Below are 13642 nucleotides of genomic sequence, written 5' to 3'. Positions count from 1 at the left end.
TCACATTGCTGAAGTTTTTCCGAAAAGCCCCGCCTGCCCTTCCGCGCGCGTTCGCGGCAACGCGCGAGCGCAAGCGCGCCCCTGGACGCGCATGGGATGACGCTGCTCATCCAACGGGCAACGTGCTGCGGCGGATCGATTTACGGCCGGTGTCTCAAAACTGCCACAGAACTTTATCGTTCGCTCCGCTCGACCGATTGCGGGACGTGATGCTTGCAACCACTGGCGCACGGCATTCGCCGATCGCGGCGCGATGGACGCTTGGACAAGAGTTGGGCAGAGGATGGCGCTTTTCGCCTCTTACGCGCCGCGGCAAATTAGATCACAATTGAGGCAGCTTCATTCCCCTGCCCCATGACGCAGCAAATGCCTGACCTCGCGCCGGCCGATCCGAACCCTACGCCTCCGCTCCTGCAGACGATCGGATTGACCAAGCGCTATGGCGACTTCGTTGCCAACGACAAGATCGACATCGAGATCCGGCCACGCGAGATTCACGCCTTGCTCGGCGAGAACGGCGCCGGGAAGTCGACGCTGGTGAAGACGGTCTACGGACTGGTGCAGCCGAGCGCCGGTGAGCTGCGCTGGCAGGGTGTGCCCATCAGGCTGTCCGGTCCCGCGGAAGCGCGATCCCTCGGCATCGGCATGGTGTTTCAGCATTTCTCCCTGTTCGACAACCTCACCGTGGCTGAGAACGTGGCGCTCGGGCTCGATGGCAAGGAGCCATTCAAGGCCATGTCGGCGCGGCTCGCGGACGTCGCGCGTGACTACGGACTGCCGCTCGATCCGAAGCGCGAAGTCTGGCAACTGTCGGTGGGCGAGCGGCAGCGCATCGAGATCGTGCGCGCGCTGATGCAGAATCCGAAATTCCTCATCCTGGACGAGCCCACCGCCGTGCTGACGCCGCAGGAGGCCGACCAGTTGTTCGTCGTGCTGGAGCGACTGAAAGCGGAAGGCCGCGCCATCCTCTACATCAGCCACAAGCTCGAGGAGGTGAAGCGGCTGTGCGACACCGCCACCATCCTGCGCGGCGGCAGGAAGGTCGCGACCTGCAATCCGAAGCTGGAGACGGCTGCCTCGCTGGCCCGCATGATGGTGGGGACCGAGATCAAGGACGTGAAGCCGCCGGCCGAGCGGCACACCACCGTGCCGCGTCTGGTCGTCAATGATCTCACCCTCGCCCCCAGCGAGCTGCATGGCGTGGGCCTCAAGAACATTTCCCTCGAGCTGAAGGGCGGCGAGATCCTCGGCATCGCCGGTGTCGCCGGCAACGGCCAGGACGAGCTGTTTGCTGCGTTGTCCGGCGAACGCCTCGTCAAAGAGCCCGGCGCGATCATCATCGACGGCCTCGCCTGCGGCAATCTCTCGATCACCGAGCGCCGCAAGATGGGCGCGGCGTTCGTGCCGGAGGAGCGGCTGGGGCATGGCACCGCGCCGCGGATGAGGTTGTCCGAGAATGCGCTGCTGACCGGACACGCCGCGGGCGGCATGGTCCGGCACGGCTTCATCAACGCCGCAGCGACATTGCGGACGGTCGATCTGACGACCGAGACGTTCGATGTCCGCAAGGCCAAGCGCGATCCGGAAGCGGCGAGCCTGTCCGGCGGGAATTTGCAGAAGTTCGTCGTCGGCCGCGAGATCCTGCGCACGCCGGCGGTGCTGGTCGTCAACCAGCCGACCTGGGGCGTCGACGCAGGCGCCGCCGCGATCATCCGCCAGGCGCTGATCGATCTCGCCAGCGCGGGCGCTGCCGTCCTCGTCACCAGCCAGGACCTCGACGAACTGATCGAGATCGCCGACCGCATCGCGGTGATGTTTCACGGACACTTGTCGGAGGCGCTGCCACGCGCGGAGGCGACCCGGGAAAGGCTAGGCCTGTTGATGGGCGGCGCCAGCCTCGAGAAGGAGGCGGCGCATGCAGCTCGTGCTTGAGAAGCGCGCCGAGCGTTCGCGCACCATCGCGCTGGTTTCGCCGCTGATCGCGATCGGACTGACGCTGGTGACCATGAGCGTGCTGTTCGCCGTGCTCGGCAAGAACCCGATCACCGCGCTCGGCGTCTACTTCATCGCGCCGCTCACCGACGGCTATTCGCTACAGGAGATCGCCGTGAAGGCCACGCCGCTGGTCATGATCGCGATCGGCTTGTCGCTGTGCTACCTCGCCAACGCCTGGAACATCGGTGCCGAGGGCCAGTTCCTGATCGGGGCCGTTGCCGGCAGCTGGATCGCGGTGAAGACGCAAGGCACCGAAGCGGGACACTGGGTGCTGCCGGCGATGCTGGTCGCGGGCGCCGCAGCCGGCGCGCTCTATGCGCTGATCCCGGCGCTGTGCCGCGTCAAGTTCGGCGCCAGCGAGATTCTCATCAGCCTGATGCTGGTCTATGTCGCCGATCTCCTGCTCGACTATCTCGTTCGCGGCCCCTGGCGCGATCCCGCCGGCTTCAACTTCCCCACCACGGCGGAGTTCGATCCGGTCGCCACCGTGCCGGTGCTGATCGAGGGCGGACGCCTGCATCTCGGCAGCATCATCGCGCTGATTGTCGTTGCCGGCGCCTTCGTGCTGCTCGAGCGCACCATCAAGGGGTTCGAGATCCGAGTCGTGGGCGTGGCGCCGCGTGCGGCGCGGTTCGGCGGCTTCAATGCGAACCAGCTCATCCTTCTGACGTTCGCCGCGTCGGGCGCATTGGCCGGTCTCGCAGGGATCATCGAGGTGGCGGGACCCATCGGACATCTGCAGCCTGGCATCTCGCCGGGCTATGGCTTCACCGCGATCATCGTGGCCTTCCTCGGACGGCTCAATCCGGTTGGAATATTCATTGCAGGGCTTTTTCTCGCATTGACGTTCATTGGCGGCGAGCAGGCCCAGATCACGATGAAGATTCCGCTCGATGTGACCAAGGTGTTCCAGGGCATCCTGCTGTTCTACGTGCTCGCCTGCGATTCGCTCATCCTCTACCGTTTCAAGCTCGTCTTCGCCGCGCGGCAGGTGCAAAGTGGTGCTGATTGAAGCAATCATCCTGTCGGTGCTCGCAGCATCGACGCCGCTGCTGCTGGCGGCCACCGGCGAGCTGGTCACCGAGCGCTCGGGCGTCCTCAACCTCGGCGTCGAGGGCATGATGATCGTCGGCGCGGCCTGCGGCTTCGGCGGGGCCTGGCTGTCCGGCTCGATCATCGTCGGCGCGCTGTGCGGCATCGTCGCCGGCATGCTGATGTCGCTGATCTTCGCGTTCATGACCCTCGGCCTCGCCGTGAACCAGGTGGCGACGGGCCTCGCGCTGACCATTCTCGGCACCGGTCTGTCCGGCCTGATCGGCGCGCGCTTTGTCGGCGAACGCATCAGCACCGCGCCGCACCTTTCCATTCCCGGCCTCAGCGACATCCCGCTGGTCGGCCGTATCGCGTTCGGCGAGGATGCGTTCGTCTATCTGTCGCTCGCCTTGATCATCGCCGTCTGGTGGTTTCTGTACCGCACCCGTGCCGGCCTGGTGCTGCGCGCCTGCGGCGACAACCATGTCTCCGCCCACGCGCTCGGCTATCCCGTGCTGCGCATCCGTTTGCTCGCGGTGCTGTTCGGCGGCGGCTGCGCCGGGCTCGCCGGCGCCTATCTGCCGCTGGCTTATACGCCGTTCTTCATTCCCGGCATGACCGCGGGGCGCGGCTGGATCGCGCTGGCGCTGGTCGTGTTCGCATCCTGGCGACCGGGCCGCCTTGTCGTCGGCGCCTACCTGTTCGGCGCGGTGACGATTCTGCAGCTGCATGCGCAGGGCGCCGGCGTCGGCATCCCCTCGCAGTTCATGTCGGCGCTGCCGTACCTCGCCACCGTGATCGTCCTGGTGCTGCTGTCGCGCGCCCGCACCGGCGGCTCCACCGCGCCGGCAGCGCTGGGGACGGTGTTCGTTCCGGATCGCTGAACCAATCATCCGGAGCGCCAGCGATGGGGCGCGGTGCTCTGGCTCACGAGGTTTTCCCCGGATTGTTTGGAGGCATGGACGATGATGAAAAGGCTTCTGGGGGCTGCCGCCGCGCTGGTGCTGGCGGGAAGCATTGCCGGCGTGGCGCACGCCGCCGACAAGCTGAAGGTCGGCTTCATCTACCTCGGGCCGATCGGCGACCTCGGCTGGACCTATCAGCATGAGCTCGCGCGCCAGGCGCTGGTGAAGGAGCTCGGTGACAAGATCGAGACGACCTATCTGGAGAACGTACCGGAAGGCCCGGACGCCGAGCGCGCCATCGAGCAGTTGGTCCGCGCCGGCAACAAGCTGATCTTCACGACCTCGTTCGGCTACATGGATCCGACCCTGAAGGTCGCCAAGAAGTATCCCAACGTGCATTTCGAGCACGCCACGGGCTACAAGCGCGACAAGAACATGTCGACCTATTCGGCGCGCTGGTATCAGGGCCGCTACATCCAGGGCATCATCGCCGGCAAGATGTCGAAGGCCGGCGTGCTCGGCTATATCGGCTCGTTCCCGATCCCGGAGGTCATTTCGGGCATCAACGCCACCATCATCGGCGCGCAGACGGTCAACCCGAACATCAAGGTCAAGATCATCTGGGCCAACACCTGGTTCGACCCAGGCAAGGAAGCCGACGCCGCCAAGGCACTGATCGACCAGGGCGCCGACATCATCATGCAGCACACCGACAGCCCGGCTGCCATGCAGATCGCAGCCGAGCGCGGCAAGCTCGCCTTCGGCCAGGACTCCGAAATGATCAAGTTCGGCCCCAAGGCGCAGCTCACCTCGATCCTCGACACCTGGGGCCCCTACTACATCGCGCGCGTCAAGGCCGAGCTCGACGGCACCTGGAAGTCGGAGGACAGCTGGGGCGGCCTCGATTCCAAGATGTTCGAAATGGCGCCCTATACCAACATGCCCGATGACGTGAAGAAGCTGGCCGAGGAGACCCAGGCCGCGATCACCGCCGGCAAGCTGCACCCGTTCAAGTGCCCCGTGCTCGGCCAGGACGGCAAGGAGATCGAGTGCAAGGGCGGCGACCATCTCGCCGACGGCCAGATTCTCGGCATGAACTTCTATGTCAAGGGCGTCGACGACAAGGTGCCGGGCAAGTAGACGCAGCACCCGGCAAGAACTCCCCCCACACGTCGGGGGGAGTTCTCGAGCGGATATTTTCCAACGCTGCGCGCTTCACCCTCCCCGCATGGCCTTGGCGGCCGCGCTGTGCCGATCGATCAGCCCGCCGACGTCCAGCCCCGGAATGGCGCCGTCGATCACGGTCCAGCGGCCGCCGACCATCACGCGATCGGCGCGATGCGCGCCGCACAGCACCAGCGCCGCGATCGGATCCCCTGAGCCCGAGAAGCGCAGCTCGTCGAGTTTGAACAGTGCGAGGTCGGCGGCCTTGCCCACCGCGATCTCGCCGAGCTCCGGCCGGCCGACGCAGGCGGCCGAGCCCTTGGTTGCCCAGCGCAGCGCATCCTTGTGGCTGATCCGGCCAACGCCGTAGCGCGCCCGCTGCAGCAGGAACGCGGCACGCACCTCCTGCATCAGGTTTGAGCCGTCGTTCGACGCCGAGCCGTCGACGCCGAGGCCGATCCCGACGCCCGCCTCCTCCATCTCGCACACCGGACAGCAGCCGGATGCGAGCAACTGGTTCGAGCAGGCGCAGTGAGTGATCGCGGTCTTGGCCTTGCCGAGCCGTTTCATCTCCTCGGCATTGAAGAAGATGCCGTGCGCCAGCCAGGTTCGCGGCCCGAGCCAGCCATGCGTCTCCAGATAGTCGAGCGGACGGCAGCCGAACATCGCCTCGCAGAAGCGGTTCTCGTCCTCGGTCTCCGCGAGATGGGTATGCAGCCGCACGTCGAGCTTGTCGGCGAGATCGGCCGTCTTCTGCATCAGCGATCCCGTGACCGAAAACGGCGAGCACGGCGCCAGCGCGATCTGCACCATCGCATCCGGCCCGCGCTCGTGATAGGTCGCGACCACGCGCTCGCTGTCGGCGAGGATCGTATCCTCGTCCTGCACCACACTGTCCGGCGGCAGTCCGCCGTCGCGCTCGGACAAATTCATCGAGCCGCGGGTCAATAGCACTCGAATGCCCAGCCGCTTCGCAGCCGCCACCTCGATGCCGACCGCGTCCTCGAGGCCGGCCGGAAACACGTAGTGATGATCGGTCGTCGTCGTGCAGCCGGACAGCATCAGCTCGGCCATCGCAACCGTGACCGCCGCATCCAGTGCCTCCGGCGTCAGCTTCGCCCAGATCGGATAGAGCGCCTTCAGCCAGGGGAACAGCTCGCGGTCCATCGCAGCCGGCAGCGCGCGCGTCAGCGTCTGGTAGAAGTGATGATGGGTGTTGATCAGCCCGGGGATCACGACATGCCCGCTGGCATCATAGATCGCCGCATCAGCGGTGGCCGGCTCGGCCTCGGCAGGCACCAGCTCGGCGATGCGGCCGTCCTTGACGACGACACCGCGCGCAGCACCCTCGGCGAGAATGGCGAGCGGGTCCTTGATCCAGATCGGCGTCGTGCTCATGGCTGCCTCGTCTCGGTGATTGGGCGTTTGCATGTGCCGGTAACTTGCAAGCGGAAGGCCAGCGTCATCCTATTGCCAGTTGGCGCTGGTCTTGCAAGGATTCCACCCGCGATAGGCTGCGCCCACGAGCTGGCTTCACCATGGATCTGAACACCATCACGGAGGTCGTGCGCCCGAGGACGCGGGCCGAGCTGCCCAGCTGGCAGGCAGGCGATGCCTGGCTGGCCGGCGGCACGTGGCTGTTCTCGGAACCGCAGCCGCGCCTGTCGCGGCTGATCGATCTCAGCGATCTCGCCTGGCCGTCTCTCAGCATCAGCGATCAGGGCCTGTGCATCGCCGCGACCTGCAGCGTCGCCGATCTGGACGCGCTGCCCTGCCCGGCCGAGTGGATCGCGGCGCCGCTGATCGATCGATGCTGCCGCGCGTTCCTCGCTTCGTTCAAGATCTGGAAGACGGCGACCGTGGGCGGCAATCTCTGCATGTCGCTGCCGGCCGGGCCGATGATCTCGCTGCTCGCCGCGCTCGAGGGCGTCTGCACGATCTGGAAGAACGACGGCAGCGAGCAGCGCATCCGGGTCGCCGACTTCATCACCGGCAACAACAGCAACGTGCTCGCGCCTGGAGATCTGCTGCGCCAGATCGACATTCCGCTGGCCGCGCTCAAGCGCCGCACTGCCTTCCGCCAGATCGCACTCACCCCGGTCGGACGCTCCGGCGCGCTGCTGATCGGCACCTCGGGCCGCAGCGGCGACCTGCTGCTCACGGTAACCGGATCGACTATCAAGCCGCAGCAGCTGCGCTTCGCCACGATGCCCGACCCAACCGAATTGCGCGCCGGCATTCTCGGCAGCATCCCAGACGCGTCGTATCATGATGATGTTCATGGCAAGCCCGCCTGGCGCAAGGCGATGACTCTGCGCCTCGCCGAGGAGATCCGCGCCGAGCTCGCGGGCTTCAGGCCATGACCGTGATCGTCGATGGCAAGGAGGTCGATGCTGCCCCGCGCCCCGGGCAATGCCTGCGGACCTTTCTGCGCGACACCGGCCATTTCGGCGTCAAGAAGGGCTGCGACGCCGGCGATTGCGGTGCCTGCACTGTGCTGCTCGACGGCGAACCGGTGCATAGCTGCCTGATCCCTGCCTTTCGTGCCGATGGCAAGGCGGTCACGACTGTCGAAGGCCTCGCGACCGATGACGGCCTGCATCCGATGCAGCAGGCCTTCCTCGATGCGCAGGCGTTCCAATGCGGCTTCTGCACCGCCGGCATGATCGTCACCTGCGCCTCGTTGAACCAGGCGCAGAAGAAGGATCTCGGCGCGGCGCTGAAGGGCAATCTGTGCCGCTGCACCGGCTATCGCGCCATCGAGGACGCGCTGCTCGGCCACGTTCATGTCGAGCAGGTCACAGCCGGCGAAGCCTTCGGACGCAGCCTGCCCGCCCCCGCCGGTCCCGACGTCGTACGCGGCCGGGCGCGCTACACCTTCGACATGACGGTCGAAGGCCTGCTGCACGTCAAGCTCGCGCGCTCGCCGCACGCGCATGCGCGCATCGCCGGCATCGACAAGAGGGCTGCGCTGGCGGTGCCGGGCGTGCACGCGGTGCTGACGCATGAGGATGCGCCGGCGACGCTGTTCTCCACCGCGCGCCATGAGCAGGCCTGGATGGATCCGGCGGACACCCGCGTGCTCGACGACGTCGTCCGCTTCATCGGCCAGAAGGTCGCGGCCGTCGTCGCCGAGACCGAGGCTGCGGCCGAAGAGGCCTGTCGGCGTCTCGTCGTCGACTACGAGATCCTGCCTGCCGTGGTCGATCCCGCTGACGCGATCGTGCCCGGGGCGCCGATCATTCACGCCGGCCGTGGCAGCGCGCATCGCATCGCGGACGTCGGCCGCAACATCGTCGCCGAGACCCATGGCGAGTTCGGCGACGTCGCCGCCGCGCTCGCGTCGGCCGCCGCGACCTATGAAGGCACCTTCACCACCCAGCGGGTGCAGCATGCGGCGCTGGAAACGCACGGCGGTCTCGCCTGGCTCGACGAGAACGGCGCGCTTACCGTCCGTTCCAGCACGCAGGTGCCGTTCCTGACGAAACGGGCGCTGTGCGAGATCTTCGACCTCGCGCCCGATAATGTCCGCGTGTTCTGCGAGCGCGTCGGCGGCGGCTTCGGCGGCAAGCAGGAGATGTTCGTCGAGGATATCCTCGCGCTCGCCGCGCTGAAGACAAAGCGCCCCGTGAAGCTCGAATTCACCAGAGAGGAGCAGTTCATCGCGACCTCGACGCGGCATCCGATGCGCGTCACGGTCAAGGCCGGCGCCGACAAGGATGGCAAGCTGACCGCGCTGCAGCTCGATGTTCTTTCCAACACCGGTGCCTACGGCAATCACGCCGGGCCCGTGCTGTTCCATGCCTGCGCCGAGTCGATCTCGGTCTACAATTGTCCCAACAAGAAGGTCGACGGCCTCGCCGTCTACACCAACACGGTGCCGGCCGGCGCCTATCGGGGCTACGGCCTGCCGCAAACCACCTTCGCGGTCGAAGCCGCGATCGACGAGCTCGCGCGGCAGCTCGGCATCGACGCTTTCGAGATGCGACGCCGCAACATCGTCAGGCCGGGCGATGCCATGCTGGCGCCGCCGGCATCCGGGCACAGCGACGTGCTGTACGGCTCCTACGGGCTCGACCAGTGCCTCGATCTGGTCGAGCGCGCGATGGCCGAGGCCACGCCGACGCCGGAGCTGGCGGCCGAGTGGCTGAAGGGCGATGGCATCGCGCTGACGATGATCGACACCGTGCCGCCCGATGGCCATATCGCCGATGCCACCGTCAGCCTGCGCGAAGACGGCGGCTTCGTGCTCACCGTCGGCACCGCCGAATTCGGCAACGGCACCAGCACCGTCCATCGCCAGATCGCCGCGACCGTGCTCGGCACCACGGTCGGTCGCATCAGCCTCAGACAGTCCGACACGGCGCATGGCGGCCACGACACCGGCGCCTATGGCTCGACAGGCACCTTCGTCGCGGGACGCGCGACCCAGGCTGCGGCCGAGGCGCTGGCCGAGACGATCAAGCGGTTCGCGGCCGACAGGTGGAACGTCGCTCCCGGCGCCTGCGTGATCGCCGATGATGCAATCACCTGCGGCGCACACCGTCTCGCTTTCGCCGAGCTCGCGAACGCCAGCGGATCGCCGCTCACCGCGAGCGGCAGTTCGCATGGCACGCCGCGCTCGGTCGCGTTCAACGTCCAGGGTTTTCGCGTCGCTGTGAACAAGGGGACCGGCGAGGTCAGGATCCTCAAGAGCGTGCAGGCCGCGGATGCCGGCCGGGTCGCCAATCCGGTGCAGTGCCGCGGCCAGGTCGAGGGCGGCGTGGCCCAAGCGCTCGGTGCCGCGCTGTACGAGGAGATCGTGATCGACGACACGGGCCGCGTGATCAATCCGCGCTTCCGCGACTATCACCTGCCGTCCTATGCCGACGTGCCGCGCACCGAGGTGCTGTTTGCCGACACCCACGACACGATCGGCCCATTGGGGGCGAAGTCGATGAGCGAGAGCCCCTATAATCCGGTCGCCGCCGCGCTCGGCAACGCGCTGCGCGCTGCCACCGGCATCCGCTTCACGGCCGTGCCGTTCAAGCCGGACCGGCTGCTTCCGCAGTTGCAGGAGAAATTCGGTGAATGAGGCGGTCTGGGGAAACGGCTGCGCTATGGCTTGGGTCGGCGATCGTACGACCAACCGAACAGGCCGCTCCGCTGGGTCTCGGGCTCCGGTTCCGCAGCCGGCTCCGACGGCTGGGCGGCCGCCTGTGGCGGGGCGACGGGAGCGACCGGCTTGGGGATGCTCTCGCATTTCATCGCATAGACCAGCTTGCCGTCCTCGGTTCGTCCGATCGGCGCGCAGGCATCGGCGCGCTTGGCCGTGCTCTGCTTGGGTGCGGTCTGCGCCGCCGCCAGAGGCACACCAGCGAACTGTCCCAACACCAGCATGATCAGAACCAGTCTCGTCATTCCGCCCGTCCCGCTTGTCAGACCGCCACATTGAACGCAATCGCGCCGCCGGAGTCCACCGCATCACGCGCGCATGACAGCTAATCTGTTGTGCACTGACTGCCACAGCGACGCGCTGGAAATCAGATGCGATCGATGCCACAGATGAGACGCAGGCACTCGGCTCTGGACTTGCCCTGTCGAAGGAGATGAGCGCGCGATGTGGGCTTCGATCATATCGGAATGGCTGAGCCTGATCTTCCGCTGGCTGCACGTGATCGCCGCGGTCGCCTGGATCGGCAGCTCGTTCTACTTCATCGCGCTCGACCTCAGCCTGAGGCCGCGCGAGGGCCTGCCGACCGGCGTGATGGGCGAGGCCTGGCAGGTGCATGGCGGCGGCTTCTACCACATCGTCAAATATCTGGTGGCGCCGGCGCAGATGCCGAGCGAGCTGACCTGGTTCAAATGGGAGGCCTACACCACCTGGCTGTCCGGCTTCGTGCTGATGATCGTGGTGTACTATCTCAACGCCGACCTGTTCCTGGTGGACAAGTCGATCCTCGATCTCACGCCCCTTCAGGCCGGCCTGTTCAGCTTCGGCTCGCTGGCGCTGGCGTGGCTGCTCTACGAGGCCGCCTGCCGCAGCGGCCTTGCCCGGCACGAACTGCCATTCGCGATCGGCGGCTACATCTTCCTCGTCGCGCTCACCTACGCCTTCACCCACGTGCTGAGCGGCCGCGGCGCCTTCAACCAGATCGGCGCCATCATCGGCACCATCATGGTCGCCAACGTGTTCGCGGTGATCATCCCCAACCAGAAGAAGATCGTCGCCGCGCTGCTCGCCGGCGAGGCGCCGGATCCCAAGCTTGGCAAGGCCGGCAAGGAGCGCTCGGTCCACAACAACTATCTGACCCTGCCGGTGGTGGTGCTGATGATCAGCAATCACTATCCGCTCTTGTTCGGCACCCGCTACAATTGGGTGATCGTCGCCATCGTGCTCGCGCTCGGGCCGGTCATCCGCCACTTCTTCAACGAGCGTCACAAGGGCAATCCATCGCCATGGTGGGTGTGGGGCGTCGCAGCCGCGGGCATGATCGGCATCCTGCTGCTGTCCGCAGCGGGTCCTCGCGACGCCAAGACGGCCCTGAGCGCCCCGCCGAGCTTCGCGCAGGTCGAGGAGATCGTGACCTCCCGCTGCAGCATGTGCCATGCCGCCGAGCCGGTGTGGGACGGCATCGTCAGCGCGCCCCGGGGCGTGCGGCTCGACACCGCCGAGCACATCCAGCGCAACGCGCGGCTGATCGCACGCAACGCGGCCTGGTCCAACGCGATGCCGCCCGGCAACATCACCGAGATCACCGGCGAGGAGCGCGCCGTGCTCGCGGCGTGGGCCAGCGCGCAGTAGCAGCACGTCTGCCGATCGTCTTGCTGGCCATCTCAAACAGCCGGTCTCGTCGGGTCCCTGATGCGCAGAAGCGCATTTGATCCGTTACTCGGAGAGATGACGCGGCTTCGCGTTGCCGCGACGCGATGCGCCCGGATCGTGCGATATCTCGGCCCTCATCGTAACGAGAGGGCGCAGGGAAGGCCGGACCTCGGCGACGATGGATGCTCGCTTCGGTTCCCCACGACGAATGCGCGAAGCCGGCACAAGGACAACCGGATCTTCGCAACGCGGAGTTGAACTGCGACGCGTGCGACGACGATTGAGCTGGAGCACATCCGATTGTCGTCATGACCTTGCGGCAAAATTTACCACCCATTGGGACGCGGCTTGGCGGCAGAAAACATGGCGCTAGAGTGGCGCCCACAATCAGCTACCAGCGAAACGCCCCATCATGTCGATCTCCGTCAAAGGCCGGCTGGCCATTGTCGCGCTCATCGCGCTTGCCTGCTTCGCAAGCTCGGTGCTGAAGCTCTATCTGGGGCTGCTGTGCATCTCGCTGCTCTTGAGCTTTGCCGTGGTCGGCGTCGTGGCCCGGCTGGTCGAAGGGATCGCCATCAGGCGCGACCGGAGCAGCGAGCGGCGTCTGGCACGTCGTCGCGATCGCTCCGCTCTCATCGACGAGCCGCAGCCGGTGTCGATGACGACGATGGATCATGTCGACACGCCGTCGCCGGCGGGCCCCGTGCGATGAGCGGTATGCGTACGTCCGCGCCGGCCTCGTCGTTCCGCCTGATCGTCAGCATCGTCGCCAGCGCCGAACGACGTCTACGGTCATCGATCCACCGTCTCGCGATCGCGCGCTGAAGGACTGCGATTATCGCACATCGGAGAATGGCAAATGGCGCTACGAGCTCGACCGTTGGAACGTCGACGACCAGATCGTCCTTCCGGCCCAGCCGATCGCGGACACGGCGACGCCGCGCACAGTGGCGATGCATCGGAAGAGCAGCGCGTGGCCGTTCAGATAGCCGCCCTGATCGCATCGATACGCCGCCTGTACCTCATGCCTTCGTCCGCTTCCGCTTCGCCTCGAGAGCGTTCAGATAGGTAGCCATCATCTCCGGCAACGCGGCGACCACGACGTCGCGACTGCGCGGATCCTGCTCGCGCGTGAACAGCAGGGTGCCGAGCACGACGGCATCGAGCGTAGTGGCCGCCTGTTTGCCCAGTTCGTCGCCAAGCCTGGCGCGCATGACGCGGTCGATGACGGCCCTGAACTCGGCATGCACGGTCTGGTCGTGCAGATCGAGCGTCGCCAGCGCATCGGGATTGCGGACGAAGTAGCGGATCGCCCAGCCGATCAGTTGCTCGATGACCTCTGCGGGCGCCAACGCTGCCCATTCCGCATCGCTCCGCTGCAGCACGCGATCGAATGCCGGCTGCAGCTCGGCATCGTGACGTTCGGCGAGCGCATCCAGCATCTGATCCTTGTCACGGAAGAAATGATAGACCGAGCCGATCGAGGCGCCGGCGCGCTGGGCCGCGGCATGCATGCTGACGGCACCAATCCCGGACTCGGCGATGATGGCGGCTGCGGCGTCGAGCAGCTGCTCGCGCCGCTCACGGCCCCGCGCCTGGCGCGGCGCACGTGATGTCGTGCGCGCGGGGTCATTCAGGTCAGTCGCAGCTTTGCGTCGCACGTTCGCGTCATGCCTTGGCTCACCGCGGCGGCAGCGATGGCCGATGTCCCAACGGGAGCGCCCGGCAACCCACACAGGGG

The 13642-nt window shown here is 66.6% G+C and carries 11 protein-coding genes; 8 read left to right on the top strand and 3 right to left on the bottom strand.

Translation table 11 applies throughout. The annotated features are described in order from the left end of the window. Positions 1–366: 366 nt before the first annotated feature. The 4 genes from ACQR0W_RS06185 to ACQR0W_RS06170 all read left to right on the top strand — a co-directional run bounded on the left by ACQR0W_RS06185 (position 367) and on the right by ACQR0W_RS06170 (position 5072). Entirely contained in the window at positions 367–1932 is a 1566-nt protein-coding gene (locus ACQR0W_RS06185; protein ID WP_434840607.1) for an ABC transporter ATP-binding protein, read from the top strand. Further along, positions 1916–3007, top strand: coding sequence for an ABC transporter permease (locus ACQR0W_RS06180; protein ID WP_434840606.1), 1092 nt, complete (start codon positions 1916–1918; stop codon positions 3005–3007). Before ACQR0W_RS06185 ends, ACQR0W_RS06180 begins: the two co-directional genes overlap by 17 nt. After that, positions 2994–3911: an ABC transporter permease gene (locus ACQR0W_RS06175; RefSeq protein WP_434840605.1), complete on the top strand. Its 918-nt coding sequence runs from the start codon at positions 2994–2996 to the stop codon at positions 3909–3911. Before ACQR0W_RS06180 ends, ACQR0W_RS06175 begins: the two co-directional genes overlap by 14 nt. Positions 3912–3992: 81 nt before the next feature. Further along, on the top strand, positions 3993–5072 hold the full coding sequence (locus ACQR0W_RS06170) for a BMP family ABC transporter substrate-binding protein (protein WP_316191895.1): 1080 nt from the start codon (positions 3993–3995) through the stop codon (positions 5070–5072). Positions 5073–5147: 75 nt separating this feature from the next. On the opposite strand, the gene ACQR0W_RS06165 is transcribed toward ACQR0W_RS06170, so the two are convergent. Beyond that, positions 5148–6494 (bottom strand): 8-oxoguanine deaminase, encoded by a 1347-nt coding sequence (locus ACQR0W_RS06165; protein WP_434840604.1) that lies wholly within the window; start codon positions 6492–6494, stop codon positions 5148–5150. A 140-nt stretch (positions 6495–6634) separates the two neighbouring features. Here ACQR0W_RS06165 and ACQR0W_RS06160 point away from each other — a divergent pair, with 140 nt between their 5' ends. Together ACQR0W_RS06160 and ACQR0W_RS06155 are read left to right on the top strand one after the other, a co-directional pair. Further along, the gene (locus tag ACQR0W_RS06160) at positions 6635–7459 is read left to right on the top strand and encodes an FAD binding domain-containing protein (protein ID WP_316226409.1); all 825 of its coding nucleotides are present in this window, start codon (positions 6635–6637) and stop codon (positions 7457–7459) included. Next, entirely contained in the window at positions 7456–10170 is a 2715-nt protein-coding gene (locus ACQR0W_RS06155) for a molybdopterin-dependent oxidoreductase (RefSeq protein ID WP_434840603.1), read from the top strand. Before ACQR0W_RS06160 ends, ACQR0W_RS06155 begins: the two co-directional genes overlap by 4 nt. A gap of 23 nt (positions 10171–10193) precedes the next feature. Here ACQR0W_RS06155 and ACQR0W_RS06150 read toward each other — a convergent pair whose 3' ends face one another. Next, positions 10194–10496, bottom strand: coding sequence for a hypothetical protein (locus tag ACQR0W_RS06150; protein WP_316171704.1), 303 nt, complete (start codon positions 10494–10496; stop codon positions 10194–10196). 199 nt (positions 10497–10695) lie between these two features. On the opposite strand from ACQR0W_RS06150, the gene ACQR0W_RS06145 reads away from it, so the two are divergent. Both ACQR0W_RS06145 and ACQR0W_RS06140 read left to right on the top strand, forming a co-directional pair. After that, positions 10696–11880: a urate hydroxylase PuuD gene (locus tag ACQR0W_RS06145; protein WP_316171703.1), complete on the top strand. Its 1185-nt coding sequence runs from the start codon at positions 10696–10698 to the stop codon at positions 11878–11880. 433 nt (positions 11881–12313) lie between these two features. Next, complete coding sequence (locus ACQR0W_RS06140; protein ID WP_315717796.1) at positions 12314–12613, top strand: hypothetical protein; 300 nt, start codon at positions 12314–12316, stop codon at positions 12611–12613. Between the two features lie 310 nt (positions 12614–12923). Here the strand turns inward: ACQR0W_RS06140 and ACQR0W_RS06135 are convergent, their stop codons facing one another. Then, positions 12924–13562 (bottom strand): TetR/AcrR family transcriptional regulator, encoded by a 639-nt coding sequence (locus ACQR0W_RS06135; RefSeq protein ID WP_315717797.1) that lies wholly within the window; start codon positions 13560–13562, stop codon positions 12924–12926. Between the last annotated feature and the right edge of the window lie 80 nt (positions 13563–13642).

The organism is Bradyrhizobium sp. HKCCYLRH1034 (genome assembly GCF_051168375.1).
Lineage (GTDB): Bacteria > Pseudomonadota > Alphaproteobacteria > Rhizobiales > Xanthobacteraceae > Bradyrhizobium.
This window is presented reverse-complemented; position numbering and strand designations above follow the sequence as displayed.

What these genes read in the sequence shown, in the direction of transcription:
- ACQR0W_RS06150 (WP_316171704.1), bottom strand. Translation starts at nt 10,496, where the DNA reads ATGACGAGACTGGTTCTGATCATGCTGGTGTTGGGACAGTTCGCTGGT.
- ACQR0W_RS06155 (WP_434840603.1), top strand. Translation starts at nt 7,456, where the DNA reads ATGACCGTGATCGTCGATGGCAAGGAGGTCGATGCTGCCCCGCGCCCC.
- ACQR0W_RS06160 (WP_316226409.1), top strand. Translation starts at nt 6,635, where the DNA reads ATGGATCTGAACACCATCACGGAGGTCGTGCGCCCGAGGACGCGGGCC.
- ACQR0W_RS06165 (WP_434840604.1), bottom strand. Translation starts at nt 6,494, where the DNA reads ATGAGCACGACGCCGATCTGGATCAAGGACCCGCTCGCCATTCTCGCC.
- ACQR0W_RS06140 (WP_315717796.1), top strand. Translation starts at nt 12,314, where the DNA reads ATGTCGATCTCCGTCAAAGGCCGGCTGGCCATTGTCGCGCTCATCGCG.
- ACQR0W_RS06185 (WP_434840607.1), top strand. Translation starts at nt 367, where the DNA reads ATGCCTGACCTCGCGCCGGCCGATCCGAACCCTACGCCTCCGCTCCTG.
- ACQR0W_RS06180 (WP_434840606.1), top strand. Translation starts at nt 1,916, where the DNA reads ATGCAGCTCGTGCTTGAGAAGCGCGCCGAGCGTTCGCGCACCATCGCG.
- ACQR0W_RS06170 (WP_316191895.1), top strand. Translation starts at nt 3,993, where the DNA reads ATGATGAAAAGGCTTCTGGGGGCTGCCGCCGCGCTGGTGCTGGCGGGA.
- ACQR0W_RS06145 (WP_316171703.1), top strand. Translation starts at nt 10,696, where the DNA reads ATGTGGGCTTCGATCATATCGGAATGGCTGAGCCTGATCTTCCGCTGG.